23 protein-coding genes are annotated in these 22,330 nt (G+C 66.3%); 11 read left to right on the plus strand and 12 right to left on the minus strand.

Annotated elements, in window-relative coordinates; genetic code table 11:
• Positions 1–115: 115 nt before the first annotated feature.
• The 5 genes from ACM42_RS32950 to ACM42_RS32970 all read right to left on the minus strand — a co-directional run bounded on the left by ACM42_RS32950 (position 116) and on the right by ACM42_RS32970 (position 5,540).
• Positions 116–562 carry a nuclear transport factor 2 family protein gene (locus tag ACM42_RS32950; RefSeq protein ID WP_271532071.1) on the minus strand — a complete coding sequence of 149 codons (447 nt, stop codon included), beginning with the start codon at positions 560–562 and terminating at the stop codon, positions 116–118.
• A 370-nt stretch (positions 563–932) separates the two neighbouring features.
• Positions 933–3,908 (minus strand): excinuclease ABC subunit UvrB, encoded by a 2,976-nt coding sequence (gene uvrB, locus ACM42_RS32955; protein ID WP_271532072.1) that lies wholly within the window; start codon positions 3,906–3,908, stop codon positions 933–935.
• Between the two features lie 94 nt (positions 3,909–4,002).
• Positions 4,003–4,230, minus strand: a complete 228-nt coding sequence (locus ACM42_RS32960; protein ID WP_028176665.1) for a hypothetical protein — start codon at positions 4,228–4,230, stop codon at positions 4,003–4,005.
• A gap of 56 nt (positions 4,231–4,286) precedes the next feature.
• Complete coding sequence (locus tag ACM42_RS32965) at positions 4,287–4,511, minus strand: hypothetical protein (protein WP_028176666.1); 225 nt, start codon at positions 4,509–4,511, stop codon at positions 4,287–4,289.
• A 114-nt stretch (positions 4,512–4,625) separates the two neighbouring features.
• Positions 4,626–5,540 (minus strand): LysR substrate-binding domain-containing protein, encoded by a 915-nt coding sequence (locus ACM42_RS32970; RefSeq protein ID WP_271532075.1) that lies wholly within the window; start codon positions 5,538–5,540, stop codon positions 4,626–4,628.
• 123 nt (positions 5,541–5,663) lie between these two features.
• Here ACM42_RS32970 and ACM42_RS32975 point away from each other — a divergent pair, with 123 nt between their 5' ends.
• From ACM42_RS32975 to ACM42_RS32985, 3 genes are all read left to right on the plus strand, one after another.
• Entirely contained in the window at positions 5,664–6,443 is a 780-nt protein-coding gene (locus ACM42_RS32975; RefSeq protein WP_271532077.1) for a sulfite exporter TauE/SafE family protein, read from the plus strand.
• Complete coding sequence (locus tag ACM42_RS32980; RefSeq protein WP_271532079.1) at positions 6,440–6,670, plus strand: hypothetical protein; 231 nt, start codon at positions 6,440–6,442, stop codon at positions 6,668–6,670. Before ACM42_RS32975 ends, ACM42_RS32980 begins: the two co-directional genes overlap by 4 nt.
• Positions 6,671–6,794: 124 nt before the next feature.
• Positions 6,795–7,493 carry a glutathione S-transferase family protein gene (locus tag ACM42_RS32985; RefSeq protein WP_271532080.1) on the plus strand — a complete coding sequence of 233 codons (699 nt, stop codon included), beginning with the start codon at positions 6,795–6,797 and terminating at the stop codon, positions 7,491–7,493.
• A 191-nt stretch (positions 7,494–7,684) separates the two neighbouring features.
• Here ACM42_RS32985 and ACM42_RS32990 read toward each other — a convergent pair whose 3' ends face one another.
• Positions 7,685–7,882, minus strand: a complete 198-nt coding sequence (locus ACM42_RS32990) for a cysteine-rich CWC family protein (RefSeq protein ID WP_271532083.1) — start codon at positions 7,880–7,882, stop codon at positions 7,685–7,687.
• A 113-nt stretch (positions 7,883–7,995) separates the two neighbouring features.
• Between ACM42_RS32990 and ACM42_RS32995 the strand changes: the two genes are divergently transcribed.
• From ACM42_RS32995 to ACM42_RS33005, 3 genes are all read left to right on the plus strand, one after another.
• Complete coding sequence (locus ACM42_RS32995; protein ID WP_271532085.1) at positions 7,996–9,507, plus strand: DUF1800 domain-containing protein; 1,512 nt, start codon at positions 7,996–7,998, stop codon at positions 9,505–9,507.
• Positions 9,508–9,509: 2 nt separating this feature from the next.
• Positions 9,510–10,727, plus strand: coding sequence for a DUF1501 domain-containing protein (locus ACM42_RS33000; RefSeq protein ID WP_271532086.1), 1,218 nt, complete (start codon positions 9,510–9,512; stop codon positions 10,725–10,727).
• A gap of 141 nt (positions 10,728–10,868) precedes the next feature.
• On the plus strand, positions 10,869–11,192 hold the full coding sequence (locus tag ACM42_RS33005; protein ID WP_024340421.1) for an antibiotic biosynthesis monooxygenase family protein: 324 nt from the start codon (positions 10,869–10,871) through the stop codon (positions 11,190–11,192).
• 13 nt (positions 11,193–11,205) lie between these two features.
• Here the strand turns inward: ACM42_RS33005 and ACM42_RS33010 are convergent, their stop codons facing one another.
• The 6 genes from ACM42_RS33010 to ACM42_RS33035 all read right to left on the minus strand — a co-directional run bounded on the left by ACM42_RS33010 (position 11,206) and on the right by ACM42_RS33035 (position 15,088).
• Positions 11,206–12,147, minus strand: a complete 942-nt coding sequence (locus tag ACM42_RS33010) for an aldo/keto reductase (RefSeq protein WP_271532089.1) — start codon at positions 12,145–12,147, stop codon at positions 11,206–11,208.
• A gap of 257 nt (positions 12,148–12,404) precedes the next feature.
• Positions 12,405–12,860: a GNAT family N-acetyltransferase gene (locus ACM42_RS33015; RefSeq protein ID WP_061877462.1), complete on the minus strand. Its 456-nt coding sequence runs from the start codon at positions 12,858–12,860 to the stop codon at positions 12,405–12,407.
• A gap of 72 nt (positions 12,861–12,932) precedes the next feature.
• On the minus strand, positions 12,933–13,745 hold the full coding sequence (locus ACM42_RS33020; protein WP_271532092.1) for a PAS-domain containing protein: 813 nt from the start codon (positions 13,743–13,745) through the stop codon (positions 12,933–12,935).
• Between the two features lie 128 nt (positions 13,746–13,873).
• A complete protein-coding gene (locus ACM42_RS33025) occupies positions 13,874–14,032 on the minus strand; it encodes a hypothetical protein (RefSeq protein ID WP_035672192.1) in 159 nt (52 codons plus the stop codon).
• A 73-nt stretch (positions 14,033–14,105) separates the two neighbouring features.
• On the minus strand, positions 14,106–14,282 hold the full coding sequence (locus ACM42_RS33030) for a hypothetical protein (RefSeq protein WP_162832045.1): 177 nt from the start codon (positions 14,280–14,282) through the stop codon (positions 14,106–14,108).
• 155 nt (positions 14,283–14,437) lie between these two features.
• Entirely contained in the window at positions 14,438–15,088 is a 651-nt protein-coding gene (locus ACM42_RS33035) for a glutathione S-transferase family protein (RefSeq protein WP_271532094.1), read from the minus strand.
• Between the two features lie 664 nt (positions 15,089–15,752).
• Between ACM42_RS33035 and ACM42_RS33040 the strand changes: the two genes are divergently transcribed.
• The 5 genes from ACM42_RS33040 (at position 15,753) to ACM42_RS33060 (ending at position 22,280) form a co-directional block, all read left to right on the plus strand.
• On the plus strand, positions 15,753–16,955 hold the full coding sequence (locus tag ACM42_RS33040) for a pyridoxal phosphate-dependent aminotransferase (protein WP_028176678.1): 1,203 nt from the start codon (positions 15,753–15,755) through the stop codon (positions 16,953–16,955).
• A gap of 175 nt (positions 16,956–17,130) precedes the next feature.
• Complete coding sequence (locus tag ACM42_RS33045; protein WP_271532097.1) at positions 17,131–17,610, plus strand: DUF992 domain-containing protein; 480 nt, start codon at positions 17,131–17,133, stop codon at positions 17,608–17,610.
• A gap of 213 nt (positions 17,611–17,823) precedes the next feature.
• Positions 17,824–19,872, plus strand: coding sequence for an elongation factor G (locus tag ACM42_RS33050; protein ID WP_271532098.1), 2,049 nt, complete (start codon positions 17,824–17,826; stop codon positions 19,870–19,872).
• A gap of 299 nt (positions 19,873–20,171) precedes the next feature.
• Positions 20,172–20,444 carry a helix-turn-helix domain-containing protein gene (locus ACM42_RS33055; protein WP_124160417.1) on the plus strand — a complete coding sequence of 91 codons (273 nt, stop codon included), beginning with the start codon at positions 20,172–20,174 and terminating at the stop codon, positions 20,442–20,444.
• Between the two features lie 93 nt (positions 20,445–20,537).
• Positions 20,538–22,280 carry a SulP family inorganic anion transporter gene (locus ACM42_RS33060; protein ID WP_271532100.1) on the plus strand — a complete coding sequence of 581 codons (1,743 nt, stop codon included), beginning with the start codon at positions 20,538–20,540 and terminating at the stop codon, positions 22,278–22,280.
• Positions 22,281–22,330: the final 50 nt, after the last annotated feature.

The raw sequence follows: 22,330 nt of genomic DNA on the forward strand, positions 1-22,330 counted from the left end.
AATTCACATTTTTGCAATGCACCATTGAACGGATTTTGTGAGATTTACAACAGAACCCCGTAATCTTCCGGGTCCGTACGCGAGCCGACGCGGGTTCCAGGCAAGGGGAGAAGCATCAATCCCCCCGCGCCCCCGTGATCAGCGGCCCGATCTCCCGCTCCAGCACCTGCTGCACCAGGTCGTAGGAATCGATGATCTCGCGGATCTCCGCCACCAGCCCGCCGCGGAAGGTGTAGAACACCGCCATGTCGAACTGCACGATGCGGTCGTTGCTGCGCTTCCTGAAATAGGTGTGCATGTAGGTCGCGACCGCCTCGCCTTCGGCGAGGATGTGCGGCGCCTTGTAGCGGATTTCCGAATAGCGCGACCAGACCGTCTGCCAGAGCTCGCGCAGCTCTTGCTTGCCGTGGCGCGGCACCATGTGCGGCAGCACGTCGGTCGGCGCGTGGGTGAGGAAGTCGACGTCGTCGGTGCAGCAGGACAGCGCCGTCTCGATATCCCCGCGCGCGAAGGCGTCGAGCAGATGCAGCACGCGTTGGCGATTCAGCTTCTCGACCGTCATCCCGCCCGTCCTCGTTTGGCCCCGTGCCGTCGCGCAACGCCAACGCGCGGTCTCGCGCCCCGGCAATCCGCAAAGTCACGGGGATGTTGCAGACGATATGACGCGCGAGCGCCATGCCTGGTTCATGGCGTGCAATTGCGGGTTGAATTGCGGTATGCAGGAATTCCCGCCCGTCCGGTTGCGTGGCGCGCATGGCGCAATGCGCAACGTCACGGCGGCGCAGGCGCATGGAACCGCGACGTGGAGTATCGATCCACGAAATCGCTCGGCAGAGCCAGATCAACGGGCAGGGAAGCTCTAACTCCCTGTCATTCCGGGGCGCGCGAAGCAGCGGGCCCGGAATCCATAGCCACCACTCGCACGGTTGCGCCTACCTCTTCTTCCACCCGCCCCGTCGCCCCGGCATCCCGCCCGTCGACTTCGGCGCCGGCCCGAACTCCGGACCGGACTGCCTCGAGTCCGTCGGCTGGATGATGCGGCTGGTGCTGCCGAACGGCTTTGACGGGAGCGCGCGACCCTCGCGGTAGGGCAGGGATTCCGGGCCGTGCATCTCGTCGAGATGCGGCTTGTGCACTTTCGAGCCGCTGCCGCCGCCGCTGGCTTTCAGCGCGGAGCTTACGGTCTTCTTTTTCATCGCGCTGACCGGCAAATTCGCGGCGTCGCCGTACTTCTTCGCTCCCGCATAGGCGCCGGCCTTGCCCTGCACGGTGCGCTGCTTGGCGGTGGGGTCGTCGACCACGGCGAGCTCGGTCGCGCGCAGGCGCTTGACTTCGTCGCGCAGGCGGGCGGCTTCCTCGAAGTTCAGGTCGGCCGCGGCCTCGCGCATGCGGGTTTCGAGATCGGCGAGCACGGCCTCGAAATTGTGGCCGATCGAGATGACGTCGTCGGTCATGTCGTGGCCGCCGACCTCGACCAGCACGTGGTCGCGCTCGTAGACCGAGTTGAGGATGTCGCCGATCTGCTTCTTCACGCTCTCCGGCGTGATGCCGTTGGCGGTGTTGTACTCGACCTGCTTCTCGCGGCGGCGGTTGGTCTCGGCGATGGCGCGCTCCATCGAGCCGGTCATCTGGTCGGCATAGAGGATTACCTTGCCGTCGACGTTGCGCGCGGCGCGGCCGATGGTCTGAATCAAGGACGTTTCACTGCGCAAAAAACCTTCCTTGTCGGCGTCGAGGATCGCGACCAGGGCACATTCGGGAATGTCGAGGCCTTCGCGCAGCAGGTTGATGCCGACCAGCGCGTCGAACGCGCCGAGGCGCAGGTCGCGGATGATCTCGATGCGCTCGATGGTGTCGATGTCCGAGTGCATGTAGCGGACGCGGATGCCCTGCTCATGCAGGTATTCGGTGAGGTCCTCCGCCATGCGCTTGGTGAGCACCGTGATCAGCGAACGATAGCCGGCCTGCGCGGTGGCGCGCACCTCGCCGACGAGATCGTCGACCTGGGTACGGGCCGGGCGGATGTCGACGGGCGGATCGATCAGCCCGGTGGGGCGAATGACCTGCTCGACGAAGACGCCGCCGCTCTCATTCAGCTCCCAGCTGCCGGGCGTGGCGGAGACGGCGACGGTCTGCGGCCGCATCATGTCCCACTCCTCGAAGCGCAAGGGGCGGTTGTCCATGCAGGAGGGCAGGCGGAAGCCGTATTCCGCCAGCGTCGCCTTGCGGCGGAAGTCGCCGCGGAACATGGCGCCGATCTGCGGGATGGTGACGTGGCTCTCGTCGGCGAAGATCAGCGCGTTGTCGGGGACGTATTCGAACAGCGTCGGCGGCGGCTCGCCGGGACGGCGTCCCGTGAGGTAGCGCGAATAGTTCTCGATGCCGGCGCAGCTTCCCGTGGCCTCCATCATCTCGAGGTCGAAGGTGGTGCGCTGCTCCAGCCGCTGCGCCTCGAGCAGGCGCCCCTGGTCGTGCAGCTGGTCGAGCCGCTGCTTCAGCTCCGACTTGATCGACTTGATCGCCTGCACCAGCGTCGGGCGCGGCGTCACATAGTGCGAATTGGCGTACATCTTGATGAATTCGAGCTCGTCCTGCTTGTGGCCGGTGAGCGGGTCGAACTCCTCGATGGTCTCGATGGTGTCGCCGAACAGGTTCACGCGCCAGGCGCGGTCTTCATAATGCGCCGGGAAGATGTCGATGACGTCGCCGCGGACACGGAAGGTGCCGCGGGTGAAATCGGCCTGGGTTCGCTTGTACTGGAGCGCGACGAGGTCGGCGATCAGCTGGCGCTGGTCGATGCGCTCGCCCTTCTTCAGCGCGAACGTCATCGCGGTGTAGGTCTCGACCGAGCCGATACCGTAGATGCAGGACACCGAGGCGACGATGATGACGTCGTCGCGTTCGAGCAGCGCGCGCGTCGCCGAGTGGCGCATGCGGTCGATCTGCTCGTTGATGGAGGAGTCCTTCTCGATATAGGTGTCGGTGCGCGGAACGTAGGCTTCCGGCTGGTAATAGTCGTAGTACGAGACGAAGTACTCGACCGCGTTGTCCGGGAAAAAGTTCTTGAACTCGCCGTAGAGCTGGGCGGCGAGCGTCTTGTTCGGCGCGAGGATCAGGGCCGGGCGCTGCGTCGCCTCGATCACCTTGGCCATGGTGTAGGTCTTGCCCGAGCCGGTGACCCCAAGCAGCACCTGGCTGCGGTCGTTGCGATTGATGCCCTCGACCAGCTCGGCGATCGCGGTCGGCTGGTCGCCCTTGGGCTCGTAGGACGACTTGATCTCGAAGCGCATGCCGCCTTCGGACTTCTCCGGGCGCGGCGGTCGGTGCGGCGTCCACACCTTCATGGAGCCGTCGCCCTTGCGGAACTCCGGCCGGCCCTCGCGGATCAACGACTCCAGCGCATCCGCTGTGGCCTTGACGCCGAGCGCCTCCATCTTGCTGCGCGGCGGGCGGGCCAGCGCTTCAGCATCGTCCTCCTCGGTGGGAAGGCCGAGCTGGCGGGCCAGTTCCGGATCAAGCGTCGGGATCGTGGCCGCGGTGCCGTAATTGGCCTGCGGCGCTTCCTCCAATCCTGCAAGCTCACTGGACTGACGGGTGCCCGGCGGCTGCGGATTGGGCCGCAGCGGCATCGGCCGCGCGGCATCCTGCGGGAACTCCTTCGGCGTCGAAGCGCGCGCGCGGTGCGCGGCGGCCTCGCCCCCGGCGCGGCGGTCGCGCGAATTGTCCGGCGGCGGCTGCAGCCCGGTGCCGGATCCAAGGCCGGCATCGCCGCGATTGATGGCGGGATTGAGCAACTCGGCCAGCGCCGGCCCGATCGGCTGCACATCGGGGCGATGTGCCTTCGAGTTCGGGGCCTTGGTCTTGGGGGATTTGCCGGACTTTTCGGAGGATGCAGGTTTCTTCGCCATCAGGCGAATATGGGACGAGTCCGCCCCGCGATAAAGGGCGAATGCCCGCCTCCATGCAGGCTGCTGACAGCAGGTTGGCAGCAGGCCGGGACCTTCAGGCCGCCGGCAGCGGCCCGCCGTCGTCTTCGGCCGGGACATGCGGCTCGAGGATGTCGAGATGGATGCCGCCGCAATCGCTGCAGCGCATGGTCCAGTACTCGCATCCGGCGCGGCCGGCGATCACGCGGAGCACCGCGAGATCGCCGTCGCATTCCGGGCAGTTGGACAGCACCGCGCGGGTGTAGATCCGCGGCCGCGCTGCGTCGGTTTCGATGATGGACATGACCGGTGTTCCCCCCTGCGCCCTTTTTTCTCTGGTCCGCCCGCGGACCCGCTGGGCTATTCGTCGTCGCCTTCGGCCCGCCGGCGGAAGCGATCGATGTGGTGCTTGGCATCGGCGATCGCCGCATCGGGATCGGGCCAGGCGAAGCCGACTTCCATGGCAGGAAACAGCACGCCGTCGATGGCTACCGGGCTGAAATCGGCCCGGCGGATCCGCGCGTGCCACAGCCCCTTGCCAGCTTCGAAGGATTCGATGTCAAAGCCGTCGTAAAGGGTCGTCATGAGTGTAGGTCCCACTTTTTTTTCGGAGGGTCAGGGGACCACGATTGCGGGTTTCAGAATGTGAAGCGGTTCACAAGCCACGCGGTTTTTTTGCTCAAGCTTGTCGAAAAGACTTCAGTTCCGCGCGCCGGCGCGGCCGATCCGGCGGGGGCGGGCGGCGGGTTCCGAGGCCGCGCGCATGATCCAGCGGCGGAAGGCGGCAAAGTCGCGCTGCTCGGTTTGAAAGCTGCGATAGAGCAGGTACCAGCGCATTCCCTTGGGCACCGAGAGGTCGAATGGCGCCACCAGCCGGCCGGCGGCGAGATCGTCGTCGATATAGGGGCGGATGCCCATGGCGATGCCGAGCCCGTCGGCAGCGGCCTGCAGTGCCTGGCCGTAGAACTGGAACTCGGGCCCACGCGCGTTGATCCGCGCGACGCCCGCGGCCTTCAGCCAGATCGGCCAGTCCTCGGCGGAGTGCGCGACGCGGATCAGGCTCGGTCCCTTCAGGTCGGCCGGGCGCTTCAGCCCGCCCGCGAGGCGTGGCACGCAGACCGGCGTCAGGTCGCCGGCAAACAGCGGCTCGGCGACGAGGCCGGGCCAGTCGCCGGTGCCGAGCTTGATGCCGCAGCTCCAGTCCTCGCCGAACGGCACCGACGCGCCGCCGGTCGTGAAGCGCACCTCGATGTCAGGCTCCTCGCTGCGAAACTCCGACAGGCGCGGGATCAGCCAGCGCATCGCAAAGGTGTGGCCGACGCCGATGGTGAGCACGCGCACGCTCGAGGGCGCCGTCACCTGCGCGGTGAGGCTCGCCAGCGCATCGAAGATCGGGGTCAGCCCGCTTTGATAGGCGCGGCCGGCCTGGGTCAGCACCAGGCGGTTGGCCTTGCGCTCGAACAACGCGACGCCGAGCCGCTCTTCGAGCAAATGCACCATGCGGCTGACGGCGGCCGCCGACACGCTCAGCTCCAGCCCGGCCGCAGCAAAGCTGCCGGTCCGCGCCGCCGCCTCGAACGCCTTGATGCCGTTGAGAAACAGCAACCGCCGCAAATGCCCGACCCTCAGGAAAGCTGATGCCAGGGCAAGATAACTCAGTTTGCGGAGAAGGGGCAAGCGAGGCACGTTCACCTTAGCAGCCCGGTCCCCTGACCCGAGAACTTGGAGATCCTGCGCGTGACGCCCCTCATGATCGCTGCCCTCGGATTGCTGATGGTCGGCACCGCGTTCCTGTCGGGGCTGTTCGGCATGGCGGGCGGGCTGATCCTGATCGGCGTGCTCCTGGCCCTGATGCCGTTGCCGACCGCGATGGTGCTGCATGCGATCACGCAGATGGCCTCGAACGGCTGGCGCGCTTTCCTGTGGCGGGCGCATATCCGCTGGCGGCCGGTCGCGAATTATATGGTCGGCGCTGCCGTCGCGCTCGCGGCCTGGTCGCTCACCCGCTACGTGCCGGACAAGCCGGTCGCGCTGCTGATGCTGGGTGTCACGCCGTTCATGGCGCGGCTCTTGCCGGCGAACATCAAGCCCGATCCCGACCGTCTCTGGCAGGGCACGGTCTATGGCACGATCTGCATGGGCCTGATGCTGATGACCGGCGTCTCCGGCCCGCTGCTCGACACCTTCTTCCTCGGCGGCAATTTCGGCCGGCGCGAGAAGGTCGCGACCAAGGCGATGTGCCAGCTCGTCAGCCATTTCACCAAGCTGGTCTATTTCGGCGGCATCATCGACCAGGCCGCGAGCCTCGATCCCGTGCTCGCCGGCGTCGCGATTGCAGCCTCGATGCTCGGCACCACGCTGGCGCGGCGCATCCTCGAAGCCATGACCGACCAGCAATTCGTCAGCTGGTCGAACAAGCTGATTACCACCATCGCCTGCTGCTACATCGCCTATGGCGGCTGGCTCCTGGTTCGTACCCCGGTGCTGGCCGCCTTCGACAAGGGAGGTTTGCAATGAGCCGCAACGTCGATCCGCTGGTGCTGGACTTCGTCGAATGGGTCGCGCGCGAGCCGCGCGCCTATGCCGAGGTGATCGCGACTTGGAAAACCTCCTGCCCGCGCCTCACCATCTGGGAAGACGCCGCGGATCGCGGCTACGTCGTCCGCGAGACGATAGCCGGCGTGGGGCTGGTCATCGCGGTGACGGAGGACGGCGAGAGATTGCTGCGCACGAACGGGCGGTGATCTCTCCACATCGTCATTGCGAGCGCCAGCGAAGCAATCCAGAATGGCTTCCGCGGCGACAAGTCTGGATTACTTCGGCGCAAGAGCTCCGCGCAATGACGGAGCATGAGGAGGCTGCCAGCCCATGTCACTCAAGCTCTACGAACTCGTTGGCACCGACGCCTCCCGTCCCTTCAGCCCGTATTGCTGGCGCACGCGGATGGCGCTGGCGCACAAGGGGCTGTCGGCGGAATCACTGCCCTGGCGCTTTACCGAGAAGAGTGCGATCGCGCCCCACGGCTCGGAAAAGGTCCCGGTGCTGCTGCACGATGATAGGCCCGTGGTCGATTCCTGGACCATCGCGACTTATCTGGAGGACACTTTCCCGGATCGCCCGTCGCTGTTCGGCGGCGAGGGCGGGCGCGCCATGGCGCGCATGATCAATGCCTTCGGCGACATCGCCATCGTCGGGGGCATCTTTCCGCTGATCGTCGCCGACATCCCGAACAACCTTGCCGAGGTCGACGCCGTCTATTTCCGCAAGTCGCGCGAGGCGCGCTTCGGCGGCAAGAGCCTGGAAGAGGTCATGGCGAGCCGCGACACCGGCGTGGTCGCGTTCCGCAAGTCGCTGGAGGTGATGCGGCAGGCCTTGAAGAAACAGCCCTATCTCGGCGGCAACGCGCCGAACTACGCCGACTATATCGTGTTCGGCGGTTTTCAATGGGCGCGCGTGGTCAGCCCGTTCAAGCTGCTGGAGGCGGACGATCCGGTCTATGCTTGGCGCGAAAGACTGCTCGACGCGTTCGACGGCATGGCGCGGACATCGCCGGGCTTTGCGGTGTAGGGCACACTCTTTCCACTGTCGTCCCCGCCTAGTGCGCAATTGCGCACGGGGCGCGGGGACCCATACCGCGTGATCTATCGGTTGCTGATGGTATTCGTCCCGAACGTCCAGTCTTCGCCAAACTTCTTCCTGGGGTTATGGGTCCCCGCGTGCGCGGGGACGACACTGGCGTGTGTCGCGCGCTCTCGCATCTAACGAGCAGCGCTCGCCGCCGCCTTGCGCAAACACTCCCGGCACAGACAATCCTCGCCCTCGAGCGGCATCGGCAGTTTTGCCGTCTCCTCCGCGCACCAGCACGTGCCCGAGAGGTCGCAGCCGAACTCGGTGCCGCAGCGGGAGCAGGCGAGGCGGCGTGGTTCCTGCAACGCGGATTCTTTCGGATTTGTCATGATCTACGCCGAAGCTTCGCCGTCATTTTCATGTCGGGTTCATCTGTCGCTGCGGTATATTACGCGCCGCGCACGCATCAGGAAAGCGGCTCCAACGCGCCAAGGACAGACCGATGGCCCGCGATACGCAAGCTGCCCTCGTCGCGCTCAACCGCTTTGGCTTCGGCGCCCGCGGCGGCGCGTCGGGCGATCTCATCAACGCAAGCTCCGACCCGCGCGGCTTCGTGAAGGCCGAGCTTGCGCGTCCCAACGGCGTGCTGCTGGAAGCGCCGGGACTGCAATCGACGCCGCAACTCGGGCAGGCCGTCTTTGCCTATCAGGACCAGGTCAAGCAGGCGCGCGAGGCGGCGAAGGCCGCCGCGCCCGCTGAGACGCCGCCGGCCGCGCCGACCGAACGGAACGCCGGGCTCCGCCGCAATCCCTCGCTGAATGCGGCGGCGACGGAGATCGCAGGCCGGATGGCGGAGGCGAAGCCGGCGGACAATGCGGCAAAGCCGGCGTCGCAGCCGCTCAACGTGATCCAGAAGACGTTTCGCGCCGAGGCGCTGGCGCGGTTGCAGCGCGCGACGCTGGTCGAGTGCGGCTTCACCGAGCGCCTCGTCGCGTTCTGGTCCAACCATTTCTGCATCTCCGCCAGCAAGGGCGAGCTGACACGGATCTGGGCCGGTGCGTTCGAGCGCGAGGCGATCAGGCCGCACGTGCTCGGGCGCTTCGCCGACATGCTGAGGGCGGTCGAGCAGCATCCCGCGATGCTGTTCTTTCTCGACAACCAGCAATCGCTCGGTCCGGATTCGCGCGCCGGGCAGAACCGTAAGCGCGGGCTGAACGAAAATCTCGCGCGCGAGATCATGGAGCTGCATACGCTCGGTGTCGGCGGCGGCTACACGCAAGGCGACGTCACCTCGCTCGCGCGCATCATCACCGGCTGGACCTTTGCCGGCCGGCAGGGGCAGCTAGGGTCCCCCGGCTCCTTCGTCTTCAACGTCAATGCGCATCAGCCCGGGCCGCAAGTCCTGCTCGGCAAGAGTTACGAAGCCACCGGGCTCGCACAGGGCGAAGCCGCGCTCGTCGACCTCGCGCGGCATCCGTCGACCGCGAATTTCATCGCCACCAAATTCGTTCGTCACTTCGTCGCAGATGATCCGCCGCCGGCGCTCGTTGCGCGCCTGCGTGACGTCTTCGTCAAGACCGACGGCGATCTCAAGGCGCTTGCCGTGGCGCTGGTCGATTCCGATGAAGCGTGGAAGGCGCCGCCGACCAAGATGCGCTCGCCTTACGATTTCCTGGTCGCGAGCGGCCGGCTGCTCGCGCAGGTGCCGGAGGACCCTGGCCGCTATCTCAACGGCCTCAACCTGCTCGGTCAGCCGCTATGGTCGCCGCCCGGCCCCAACGGCTTTCCCGACACCAATGCCGCCTGGGCCGCGCCTGAAGGCATCAAGCTCAGGCTGGACATCGCCGCGCAGATCGGCGCGCGGCTCGGCAACAACATCGATCCGCTCGACCTCCTGGGGTTCGCAGCCGCCGATGCAGCCTCGACCGAGACGCGGCGGAGCATCGAGCGCGCGGAGTCGCGACAGCAGGCGCTGGCGCTGCTGTTGATGTCGCCGGAAATGCAGAGGAGATGAAGATGATCGACTGCGTCGAGAACCGGCTCCTCACCTCGCGCCGCGGCCTGCTGCTCGGCGGCGCCTCCTTTGCAGCCTGGGCTTACCTGCCGAAATTCGCCCGCGCCGCCGATGGGCGCGATCCGCGATTGATCGTGGTGATCCTGCGCGGCGCGCTCGACGGTCTCTCTACGGTCGGGCCGATCGGCGACCCTGACTATGCCGGCCTGCACGGCTCGATCACGCTCACCGCCGATGGTGCGCATCCTGCGATCATGCTCGATTCCTTCTTCACGCTGCATCCGGCGATGCCGGAATTTGCGCGCATGTATCGCGACAGGCATGCTGCGGTGATCCACGCGGTGGCGACGCCCTACCGCGACCGCTCGCATTTCGACGGCCAGGACGTGCTCGAAAGCGGCTATGCCGGCCCGGGCCGCGTGCAGTCCGGCTGGCTCAACCGCGCGCTGGAAGCGCTGCCGCGCGGCGAGCGCGTGTCGAGCGGTCTCGCCGTCGGGCCGACCACGCCGCTGGTGCTGCGTGGCAACGCGCCCACCGTCGGCTGGGCGCCGGTGGCGCTGCCGCAGGCGGATGACGACACCGCGATGCGCCTCATGGAGCTCTACCGTCACCGCGATCCCGCACTGGCCTCGGCGTTGTCGCAAGGGCTCCAGCTCGACAAGGTCGCAGCCGGCGCAGATATGAAGCCGAAAGGCGGCAACGCCGTCGCGCAGATGCGGCAGGTCGCGCGCGGCACCGCAAAGCTGATGGCGGCCGATGACGGCCCGCGCATCGCCGCGCTCGCCTTCGACGGCTGGGACACGCATGCCAATGAAGGCGGCCCTGTGGGGCGTCTCGCCTTCCTGCTCGGCGGCCTCGACGGCGCGCTCGCCGAGTTCGAAAGCGGCCTGGGGGATCGCTGGCGCGAGACCGTCGTCGTCGTCGCCACCGAGTTCGGCCGCACCGCGCGCATCAACGGCACCGACGGCACCGATCACGGCACGGGAACGATTGCGCTGCTCGCCGGCGGCGCGGTGAAAGGCGGCCGCGTCATCGCGGACTGGCCTGGCCTCAAGCTCGCCAACCTGTATGAGGGCCGCGACCTCAAGCCGACGACGGACCTGCGTTCCGTGATCAAGGGCGTGCTGCAGGACCGGTTCGGCCTGTCCGATCGCGTGCTGGCGGAGACGGTGTTTCCGGACAGCGCGGGAGCAAGGCCGATGAAGGGGCTGGTTGTCTAAGTCGTCATTCCGGGGCGCGCGTCAGCGCGAACCCGGAATCCATTCCTCACCGCGTTCTGCCGCAAAATGGATTCCGGGCCCGCGCCTTGCGGCGCGTCCCGGATGACGACATGATGATCCGAGCATCAGGAGAGACCATCCATGTACATCGCCATGAACCGCTTCCGCGTCGCCAAGGGCTCCGAGGCTGCTTTCGAGCAGGTCTGGCTTTCGCGCGACACCCATCTCGACAAGGTGCCCGGCTTCGTCGAATTCCATCTGCTGAGGGGTCCCGAGCTCGAGGACCACACGCTCTACGCCTCCCACACCGTGTGGGCGAACCACGCCGCGTTCGAGGCCTGGACCAAGTCGGAGGCGTTTCGCGCGGCGCATCACAAGGCGGGTGACAACAAGCCGCTTTATCTCGGCCATCCCCAGTTCGAGGGCTTCGAGGTGGTGCAGACGGTCGGGCGCGGCGCGAAGTAGCGGGCCGCAGCGCTCAGCCCAGAGTGATCTTGTCGATCTCCACCATCTCATCCACGGTGAGTTTCCAGGCGATCGCCTTCACGTTCTCCTCGATCTGCTCGACGCGCGTGGCGCCTGCGATCACGCTCGACACCTGCGGGCGCGCGGCGAGCCAGGAGAAGGCGAGTTCCAGCATCGAACGGCCGTGCGCCTTGGCGAAGGCCTGGAGCTTCTCGACCATGTCCTCGTTGCGCGGCGTGACGTAACGGTCGCGCAGCGCCGGCGCCTTGGCAAAGCGCGTGTCGGCGGGCGCCGCCGTGCCGCGCTGGTACTTGCCCGTCAGCAGGCCGCTCGCGAGCGGGAAGAACGGCAGCAGGCCGAGCCTGTACTCTTGCGCAGCCGGCAGCAGGTCCTTCTCGATGTCGCGAACCAGCAATGAGTATTCGTCCTGGCAGGAGACGAAGCGGCTGACATTCATCGCGCGTGCGGTGAACTCGGCTTCCGCGATCCGCCAGGCCGGGAAGTTGGAGTTGCCGATGTAGCGCACCTTGCCTTGCCGGATGAGATCGTCGAGCGCACGCAACGTCTCCTCCATCGGCGTCAGCGGATCGTAATCGTGCTGCTGGTAGAGGTCGATGTAGTCGGTCTTGAGCCGCCTCAGGCTCGCCTCGACCGCATCCATGATGTAGCGGCGCGAGGCGCCCTGCCTGGTGCCGTCGGTCGCCATCGGCTTGGCATATTTGGTGGCGAGCACGATGTCCTTGCGGCGATCGCCGAGCATGGTGCCGAGCACCGTCTCCGAGCCGCCCATCCCGGCATAGATGTCGGCGGTGTCGAACAGCGTGACGCCGAGATCGAGCGCGCGATGGATCACCTTGCGCGAGGTCTCCAGATCCGTGCGCTGGCCGAAATTGTTGCAGCCGAGGCCGACCGCAGACACGCGAAGGCCGGAGGCGCCGAGATTGCGAATTTCCATGGGAGATCCTGTCAGATGAGCAGCGGCGCATTGTGACCACCGTGCGCCGCATCAGCAAGCTGATGCCTGCGCTGCTGCCATGCAGACGATCCCGGACAAAAAAATGCGGCCCCTGTCAGACGCGGCGACTGACGGGGACCGCTTTGGGGCGCTTGATCGGTGACGGGGGGCCTGACCAGACGCAGGTGCAGCCTAGTCTCGCTGTGTTACGCGCGGGTGACAGGCGGAGTTATCCACAGGGATCAAGGGCGCAGGACTCAGAAGATCTTGCGATAGACGATGAAGCCGGACCGCTCCGCGACCTTGTCGTACAGGCGCTGCGCCGTGAGATTGGTCTCGTGCGTCTGCCAGTAGACGCGCGGCGATCCCGCGAGCTTTGCCCGCTCATAGACGCCATGGATCAGCGCCGAGGCGACGCCCTTGCCGCGCGCGGATTCGAGCGTGAACAGATCCTGCAAATAGCAGGACGGCTCGATCGCGGTGGTGCTGCGATGAAACAGATAATGCGTCAGCCCGAGCAGGCGGCCGTCGTCCTCGGCCACCAGCGCGTGCATCGGCTCATAGGCATCGAAGAAGCGCTGCCACGTCATCTTCGTAATTTCGGGCGCCAGGGCGGTCGGGCCCGAGCGGCCGTAGAAGGCGTTGTAGCCGTCCCACAGCGGCAGCCATTGATCGTAGTCCTGCCTCGTGACGGCGCGAATGGTGAGCGACATGTGAAATTCCCGCGATCGATGAAGCGTCCTTCATACGTGATGGTCGCACTGCCGATCAATCGCGCCGTTGCATTACTCCGCGACGCGCAGGTAGCGGGTCAGCTTGCGGTTTGCGGGGTCGCGCAGCGAGCGGTAGTAGTCGGCGCGTGATGGCTCGTCGGTGTGGCGCACGAGGTCGGTCACCGGGGTGTAGCTCAGCATGCGTCCACCGTCGGGCAGCGCGGTGCAGACGAAGCGCAGCACCTCGCCGCTGCGCAACTTGATGTTGATCGGCGTGGCATCGCCGCCCCGCACCATCTCCATGCGTCGCGCGATGAAGGTGCCGAGCTCGTCCTCCGGCAGCTCGAACGCGCCGGTGTCGCGGCCGTGATACATCAGCGCGATGAAGGGCGGCTTGCTTTCGGCGATCTGGTCGGACACCGCAAAATAATCGCGGAACGCCCGGTTGATGAATTCGGCCCGGGTCTCGGCATCGAGCAGCACGATGCCGATATCGACCTGGTCGAGCGCGGCCGACAGCCGCGCGGCCGTGGCGTGGCTCCGGCGCTCGGCCGCGACCGTGCCGAGCAGCCGCTCGCGCATCAGGCCGGTGATGCCGGCGGTGCCGACAGCCGTGACAGTCAGGAGACCGAGCCGGACCAGATCGGCGGCGCCATAGCCGGAAACGCCGTGGCGGTTGAGGAAGAACAGCGCCGCGCCGATCACGGCGACAACGGCGGTCGTCATGGCGGAGGCGAGACCCGCGAGCGCGCCGGCGAGAGCCACGATGCAGACGAACAGCGGCGCGGGCGAGGGGGTAGGGAAAAGGCGATCGAACAGCATTGCCAGCAGCAGGGCCGCTGCCGTCAGCGCCGGACCGGAGATCGCGCGCCATCCGAACCGCATGGACCAGTCTCGATCCTCACGAACGAGGTCAGGCCGCAACACTGACTGATTGTTGCGCGACAGCGATGCGGTTTCGTGCAGCGTGCTTAAGGCGCGCTTGCGTGCAAGCCTAAAGCTTTCGGATGATTTTAGACCATGTGCGCGTGCTTGACGCGCTGTTGCAGTGCGGGCGCATTCAGCGTCGACGTCCCCACACCCTTGCGCGTGCCGACGATGATCAGCAGCGACGCCGCGACCAGGATGGCCGCGGTCAGGGTGATTGCAACGACTACCACAGGTGATTTCATCGACGTCCTGTCGCGATGCCGGTCGGCGCGGGCCGTACGGCGCCCTGAAGGCAGGTCCAGGATGAAACGGGAATCAGACCGGCAGGCCCATCGCCATGGTCGCCTTGGTCGACAGCACCGTCAGGGTGACGATCAGGCACAGCGAGAGCGCGGCGACGGCGAGCGAGGCCGCGACCGCATGGGTGAGCCGGGAAGACGCGACGGTAGCGGATGGGCTCTGAAAGCCTGCCGTGCCGGACGCCCGCATCATGGTCTAAATCCTTCAACACGCGAGCGAATCACCCGCGACTCCCAGGAATTTCCCAGTTTCAACCGGCAATATTGCGGCGGCCAACGCGCCAAAAATGGCTGGATTGCGGCAAAGGGGGCCCTTTTGCCCGCTATTCGCCCGAGCGCGGCGCGCCGTCAGGCGCCCGCCGCGATGCTGGCGGGGTCGTCGATGTCGGCCGCGCGCCAGTCCATGGTCACGAAGCCGGGTGCGGCTTGGACGCGCTTGAGCCAGTCTCGGATCGCCGGGAAGGTGGAAAGATCGAAGTCGCAGCGGTCGGCGAGGTGGGTGTAGCCGTACAGCGCGATGTCGGCGACCGTGAGCTGGCGCGCGGCGAAATAGGCGTTGGTCTTGAGATGGTTCTCCATCACCTGGAGCGCGCCATAGCCGCGCTCCATCCAGTCCTCCAGCGAATGGGTCTGGAGATCGCGGCCACCCTTGACCAGCGACAGCCAGAAATAGGCGGCGCCGATGTTCGGCTCGAGCGCGTGCTGCTCGAAGAACATCCATTGCAGCGCCTCGGCGCGGTCGATGCGGTTTTCCGGCGCGAGCGGCGTGCCGACGGCGACGTACCAGAGGATGGCATTGGACTCGGCGAGATAGCGGCTCTCGCCGACCTCGAGCAGCGGCACCTGTCCCGACGGGTTCTTGCTGAGAAAGTCCGGCGTGCGGCTCTCGCCGCGCAGGATGTCCACCTCCACCGCTTCGTAAGGCAGGTTGAGCAGCGCCAGCGCAAGGCGGACCTTGTAGCTGTTGCCCGAGCGTTGCATCGAATAGAGCTTGTACATTCTGCAGTTCGAATCCGAGGACGTGAAGACGCGGCAATCGTTGCTCCCGCGAGGCGGCTAAACAATGATGCCGATGCGAATCCGCCGCAAGAGCCGGCCGATAGAAAAACTCGAAAACCCTGCCGCACTGCAATGCTGCGGAAGATCATTTCCGCGCGACGACGCACTTCAGTTCACACTTGCGTCAACGCGCGGGACGTATTTCCGCGCATCGTCGCGAGACGTTCGGCGATTTCGTTAAGCACTGAAGATTCCACACCGTCATGGCCGGGCTTCGTCCCGGCCATCCACGTCTTGCCACGCGGTGCGAAGGACGTGAATGCCGGGACCTCGCTAAGCCAAGTTTTGCCGAGGCTGCTCAGTCTCCGGGGCTGCTCAGGGTTGAGCCGGCGAAGCGTCAGAAGACCGCAAGCCGGGCATGACGACCTCCTGGCGAGCACCCAAATTGCTCCGAGGACAAGCCTTGCCGGTTATGAGGGGTTTCGGCGGCAAAGTTGCGGAATATTGCGGTGAATCATGCCCTCGAACCCGCGTGAATCCGCAAACTTTTCCGAGATCGGGCCGAAGTTTTCTTGCGGCGCAGCGGCACACGTTTTAGGGTAGCTCATTCCCACAATCAGGGCCGTGAGGCGAAAGGCTTCACGACGCTCGCCAGGAGATGATGATGTCCTTCCTTGCCGCTGCGCTCGACCGTGTGAAGCCGTCCGCGACCATCGCGGTCACGGATAAAGCACGCGCGCTGAAAGCGGCTGGCCGCAACGTCATCGGCCTGGGCGCCGGCGAGCCCGACTTCGACACGCCCGCCAACATCAAGCTGGCGGCGATCCACGCCATCGAGGCCGGCAAGACCAAGTACACCGCGGTCGACGGCATCCCCGAGCTGAAGGAAGCCATCATCGCCAAGTTTCAGCGCGAGAACGGCGTCGCCTACAAGCCGAACCAGATCATCGTCGGCACCGGCGGCAAGCAGGTGCTCTACAACGCGCTGATGGCGACCATCAATCCGGGCGACGAGGTGATCATTCCCGCGCCCTATTGGGTCAGCTATCCCGAGATGGTCGCGCTCGCCGGCGGCGAGCCGGTGCCGGTGGTATGCACCGCCGCGACCGGCTTCAAGCTCCAGGCAGAAGCGCTCGAGCGTGCGATCACGCCGAAGACCAAATGGGTCATCCTGTGCTCGCCGTCGAACCCGACGGGAGCTGCCTACACGCGTTCGGAACTGAAAGCGCTCACCGACGTGCTGGTGAAGCATCCCCATGTCTGGGTGATGACCGACGACATGTACGAGCATCTCGTCTATGACGACTTCCAGTTCACCACCGTCGCGCAGGTCGAGCCGGGTCTCTACGACCGCACGCTCACCGTGAACGGCGTCTCCAAGGCCTATTGCATGACCGGCTGGCGTATCGGCTATGCCGGCGGCCCGGCGCATCTCATCAAGGCGATGGCGACGATCCAGTCGCAATCGACCTCGAACCCGTGCTCGATCGCGCAGTGGGCCTCGGTCGAGGCGCTGAACGGGCCTCAGGAGTTCATTCCTGCCAACAACAAGGTCTTCAAGGAGCGCCGTGACCTCGTCGTCTCCATGCTCAACCAGGCGAGCGGCATCGAGTGCCCACGGCCCGAAGGCGCGTTCTACGTCTATCCGTCCTGCGCCGGCACCATCGGCAAGAAAGCGCCGTCGGGCAATGTGATCTCCAACGATGAGCAGTTCGTCACAGAGCTCCTGGAGACCGAAGGCGTCGCCGTGGTGCAGGGTTCGGCCTTCGGCCTGGGACCTGCGTTCCGCATCTCCTACGCGACCAAGACCTCGGACCTCGAAGACGCCTGCAAGCGCATTCAGCGCTTCTGCGGCAATCTGCGCTGAGGCTCTGCCGCGACAAGACATCGAAAAGGCCCGCTGCTGGCGGGCCTTTTTAGTTGTTTGCACGCTTATCCTCGTGCGCGATCTGGCACCGCCAAGGCTGTTGTGGCATAGACCATCACGCAACGCGGGTGGGGCGCTCTCTCTGCTCGCATCACATCATCGCCGGAGACATTTCATGCGCCGTTCATTCCTCCTCGCAGGGCTCACCGCCGCCAGCCTCCTTGCCTCCGTCGCGAACAGTGGCGCGCAGCAGCGGATGGCGCGGGTCGGCGTGCTCGAGTGCCGCGGCGGCGCCAGTGTCGGCTTCATCGTGGGATCGGTGACCCATCTCGGCTGTGTGCTGCGCGCCGACGGCTTGCCCGACGACCGCTACGTCGCGACCATCCGCAAGGTCGGCCTCGACATCGGCATCACCCAGGAGACGGCCCTGGCCTGGGGCGTGTTCGCACCGGTCGACCGGCTCGGCCCCGGCGACCTCTCCGGCAACTACGCGGGCGCGCAGGGCAGCGCCTCGGTCGGTGTCGGACTTGGCGGCAACGTTCTGGTCGGCGGCTCCAACAACTCGATCGCGCTCCAGCCGCTCAGCGTGCAGGGCCAGGTCGGCCTCAACATCGCCGCCGGCTTAGAAAGCCTGGAACTGCGTCCGGGGCGTTGAGCTCCAACGCTGGTATTGCGTTCACCTCTCCCGCTCGGGGAGAGGTGGAACAGCGCCGATAGGCCGATTGAATCCCGACAGGCACTATAAAACTAGATCCAACTGACGACGCACCGCAGCGACGTTTGATGCTTGCCAAATCTCGGGGACGGGCAGAGCATTGGCGTTTGCCGACCCAATCACGGGCCGAGCTCCACACCAAGGAGGCGGCGAATGGGACAAGACGTCAGAAGTCCCCGAGGTCCACGGTGCATCGCGCTGGTGGGCCCTTTCCAAAGCGGTAAAACCACACTTCTCGAAGCAATCCTGGCGCGAACGGGTGCAATCCCGCGCGCCGGCAGCGTCGATGCCGGAACTTCCGTCGGCGACGCCACGCCGGAGGCCCGTCATCACAAGATGACCGTCGGTCTGACTGCCGCGACCACGAGCTTCATGGGCGACAGCTACACCTTTCTCGATTGTCCCGGTTCCGTCGAGTTTGCCCACGACATGCGCGCCGCGGTTCCCGCGGTCGACGCCGCAATCGTGGTCTGTGAGGCCGACGAAAAGAAGTTGCCGCAGCTTCAGATCATCCTGCGCGAGCTGGAGGAGCTGAAGGTCCCGCGTTTCCTATTCCTGAACAAGATCGACCGCGCCAACAAGCGCATCCGCGAGACGCTCGCCATGCTGCAGCCCGCCTCGCGCGTGCCGCTGGTGCTGCGCCAGATCCCGATCTGGAAGGACGAGTTGATCGAGGGCTTCGTCGATCTCGCGCTGGAACGCGCCTTCATCTATCGCGAGCACAAGGCCTCCGAGGTGATCGCGCTCGAAGGCGGCGATCTCGATCGCGAGAAGGAAGCCCGCTTCTCGATGCTGGAGAAGCTTGCCGATCACGACGATGCGCTGATGGAGCAACTGCTCGAGGACATCCAGCCGCCGCGCGATGCGGTGTTCGACGATCTCGCCCGCGAATTGCGCGAAGGCTTGATCTGCCCGGTGCTGCTGGGTTCGGCTGCGCGCGAGAACGGCGTGCTGCGCCTGATGAAGGCGCTGCGCCACGAGGCGCCCGGCATCGCGCAGACGGCGAAACGTCTCGGCGTTCCCGAGTCCAGGGACGCGCTCGGCTACGTCTTCAAGACACTGCATTCGCAGCATGGCGGAAAGCTGTCGCTGACGCGCCTGCTTGCCGGCCATCTCGACGACGGAGCGACGCTGCAATCCGCCTCCGGGGGCTTGGGGCGCATCTCCGGCATCCTCGCCGTCAACGGCGCCTACGACACCAAGCGTGCCTTGGCCGAAGCCGGCGACACGGTGGCGCTCGCCAAGCTCGATGCGATCAAGACTGGCGACACGGTGTCGAACGGCAAGACGCCACCCGCGGCCTTGATCACGATCGAGCCGACGCCGCCGGTGCTCGCGATCTCGATCGCGGCCGTCGATCGCAAGGACGACGTCAAGCTCGGCCAGTCGATGGCGCGGCTGCATGAGGAGGATCCGTCACTCGTCGTCGTGCAGAACGCCAAGACCCATGACACCGTGCTGTGGGGGCAGGGCGAGATGCACCTGCGCGTGGCCGGCGAGCGGCTGCGCGATCGCTTCGGCGTCAAGGTCACCTCGCATCCGCCCGGGATCGGCTACCAGGAAACCATCCGCAAGCCGATCACCCAGCGCGGGCGGCACAAGAAGCAGTCAGGCGGCCACGGTCAGTTCGGCGACGTCGTGCTCGACATCAGGCCGCTGCCGCGCGGCGACGGCTTCAGGTTCGGCGAGAAGGTCGTGGGCGGCGCGGTGCCGCGCAACTACATCCCGGCGGTGGAGGAAGGCGTCGTCGACGGATTGGCGCGCGGCCCGCTCGGCTTCCCCGTCACCGACGTGGAGGTGACACTGACCGACGGCTCCTATCATAGCGTCGACTCGTCCGATCTCGCCTTCCGTACGGCCGCGCGGGTCGGGTTGAACGAAGGCCTGCCGCAATGCCAGCCGGTCTTGCTGGAGCCGATCCACATGGTCGAGATCGTCTGCCCGACCGACGCCACTGCCAAGATCAACGCGATCCTGTCGGCGCGGCGCGGCCAGATTCTCGGCTTCGACACCCGCGAGGGCTGGAGCGGCTGGGACTGCGTCCGCGCCATGATGCCCGAAGCTGAAATCGGGGAACTGATCGTCGAGCTGCGCTCGGCCACCGCCGGCGCCGGCAGCTTCACCCGCCAGTTCGACCACATGGCCGAGGTCACCGGCCGCGCCGCCGACCAGATCATCGCCGCGCATCAGCACGCGGCGTGATTTGGAAGGGAGGCACCCCTCTCTCTCACCCTCTCCCGCCCTGATTGTTCAGACCGGGGAGAGGGTGGAAAGGCTGTATCCAGGAGGGTGGCGTTCCATCCGGCCCAACCGCCTCCTTTCGTCATTGCTGCGAGCGAAGCAACCCGGACTGTCTCCGACGAGCCGGCCTCGGTTGCTTTGTCGCAAGAGCTCCTCGCGATGGCGGCGCAGACAGCCTTGCATTTGAGCAATAATGATGTATTATACATCATTGTATATGTTCTAAGCATCATATATAAGCTCTGATATGTGAGGCCAAGGTGATCACGTCATTCCAGATGCGGGCAGCCCGCGCGCTGCTCGGCATTGACCAGAAAACCTTGGCCGAGCTCGCCGGCGTTTCGCTGCCGACCATCCAGCGGATGGAGGCCAGCACCGGCAATGTTCGTGGCGTGGTCGAAACCCTGATCAAGGTGGTCGAGGCGTTCGACCGGGCCGGCGTCGAGCTGATCGGCGAGCAGGCCCGCAGCGACGGCGGCGGGCGTGGCGTTCGCCTGAAGGAGCCGGGGCAGCCGCGCCGCGTCGGAGCATGATCGCGCGTTGATCGTGCCCGGGATCAGGATGGGCTAGCGCATCGTCGCACCTCGGGAGCGAGGGTGCGCACGATGCTTTGGAGCATTGTGGGGATGAGCATCACGAGCGATCAGGCAAGCCGGCTGCACCAGCTGCGTCAGCCGACCTTCGCCGAACTGTATTTGCCGAAACTCGTCACCGTCTGGCGCGAAGGCTACGGCCTCGCGGATTTCCGTGCCGACGTCTTCGCCGGCCTGACGGTTGCGATCGTCGCGCTGCCGCTGTCGATGGCGATCGCGATCGCCTCGGGTGTGACGCCGGACCGCGGTCTCTATACCGCCGTCGTCGGCGGCTTCATCGCCTCCCTGCTCGGCGGCAGCCGGTTCCAGATCGGCGGACCGGCCGGCGCGTTCATCGTTTTGGTCGCAGCGACCGCGGAGCGTCAGGGCGTCGATGGCGTCATCCTCGCCACCATGATGGCGGGCCTGTTCCTGATCGCCGCAGGGCTGTTGCGGGTCGGCACCTACATCAAGTTCATTCCCTATCCGGTGACGGTCGGCTTCACCGCCGGCATTGCCGTGATCATCTTCGCCAGCCAGCTCCGCGATCTCTCAGGCATCACGCTCGCAGGAAAAGAGCCCAGCGAGTTCGTGCCGAAGCTCATGGCGCTCGCCGGCGGCCTCAACACCATCAATCCGTCCGCCGTCGCTGTCGCCATCGTCAGCATCGCCATCATCGCCGGCTTGCGCCGCTGGCGGCCGTCCTGGCCCGGCATTCTGATCGCGGTCGTGTTTGCGGCGGTTGCTGCTGCGGTTCTGTCGCTCCCGGTCGAGACCATCGGCTCGCGCTTCGGCGGTATTCCGCGCGAATTGCCCTCGCCCGCGCTGCCGGCGTTCTCGCTGGAGAAGGCAAGAGCGGTGCTGCCGGATGCGATCGCCTTCGCGCTGCTGGCCGCCATCGAATCACTGCTGTCGGCGGTGGTCGCCGACGGCATGACCGGCCGCCGTCACCGCTCCAATTGCGAACTGGTGGCGCAGGGAGCGGCCAATGTCGGCTCGGCGCTGTTCGGCGGCATCTGCGTCACCGGCCTGATCGCGCGCACCGCCACCAACATCCGCGCCGGCGCGCGCGGCCCGCTCGCGGGGATGCTGCATTCGGTGTTCCTGCTGCTGTTCATGCTGATCGCGGCGCCGCTGGCGAGCTACATTCCGCTGGCCGCGCTCGCCTCCGTGCTGGTCGTGGTGGCCTGGACCATGGCGGAGAAGCACGAATTCGCCACGCTCCTGCGTTCATCATGGGGCGATGCCGTCGTGCTGCTCGCGACCTTCCTGCTCACGGTCTTCCGCGACCTCACCGAGGGCATCTTGGTCGGCTTCGCGCTCGGCGCGGTGCTGTTCATCCATCGCATGGCGGAGATGACCGGCATCGAGGAGCGCACGCCGCTGGTGGCGGCCGATCGCCCCGACGACGGCAATGGCGATCGCGTTCCTTACGATTCCGCCCTTGCGGTCGACCGCGACGTGCTGGTCTACCGCATCAGCGGTGCGTTCTTCTTCGGCGCGGCCTCGGCGATCGGCGGCGTGCTCGACGGCATCGCCGACAGGCGCAAGGCCTTCGTGGTCGATTTCGCCGCGGTGCCGTTCCTGGATTCGACCGCGGCCAACGTGCTCGGCCGCGTCGCCGCCAAGGCGCACCGCCAGGGCATCAAGCTGTTCATCACGGGGGCCTCGCCCACGGTCCGCCGCGCGCTGCTCACCCATGGCGTGACGCCGCCGCGCGCGCGCTATCGCACGAGCCTCGAGCGCGCCATCGCCGACATCAAGGGCCGGGCCGCCGACGAGGCTGCTGCGAGCTGACGGCGCTGTTATCCCGCCGGCCGATCTGACCGACCCTGCCGCGGCCTCGC

The organism is Bradyrhizobium sp. CCBAU 25338 (assembly GCF_028128965.1).
Taxonomy (GTDB): Bacteria; Pseudomonadota; Alphaproteobacteria; order Rhizobiales; family Xanthobacteraceae; genus Bradyrhizobium; species Bradyrhizobium liaoningense.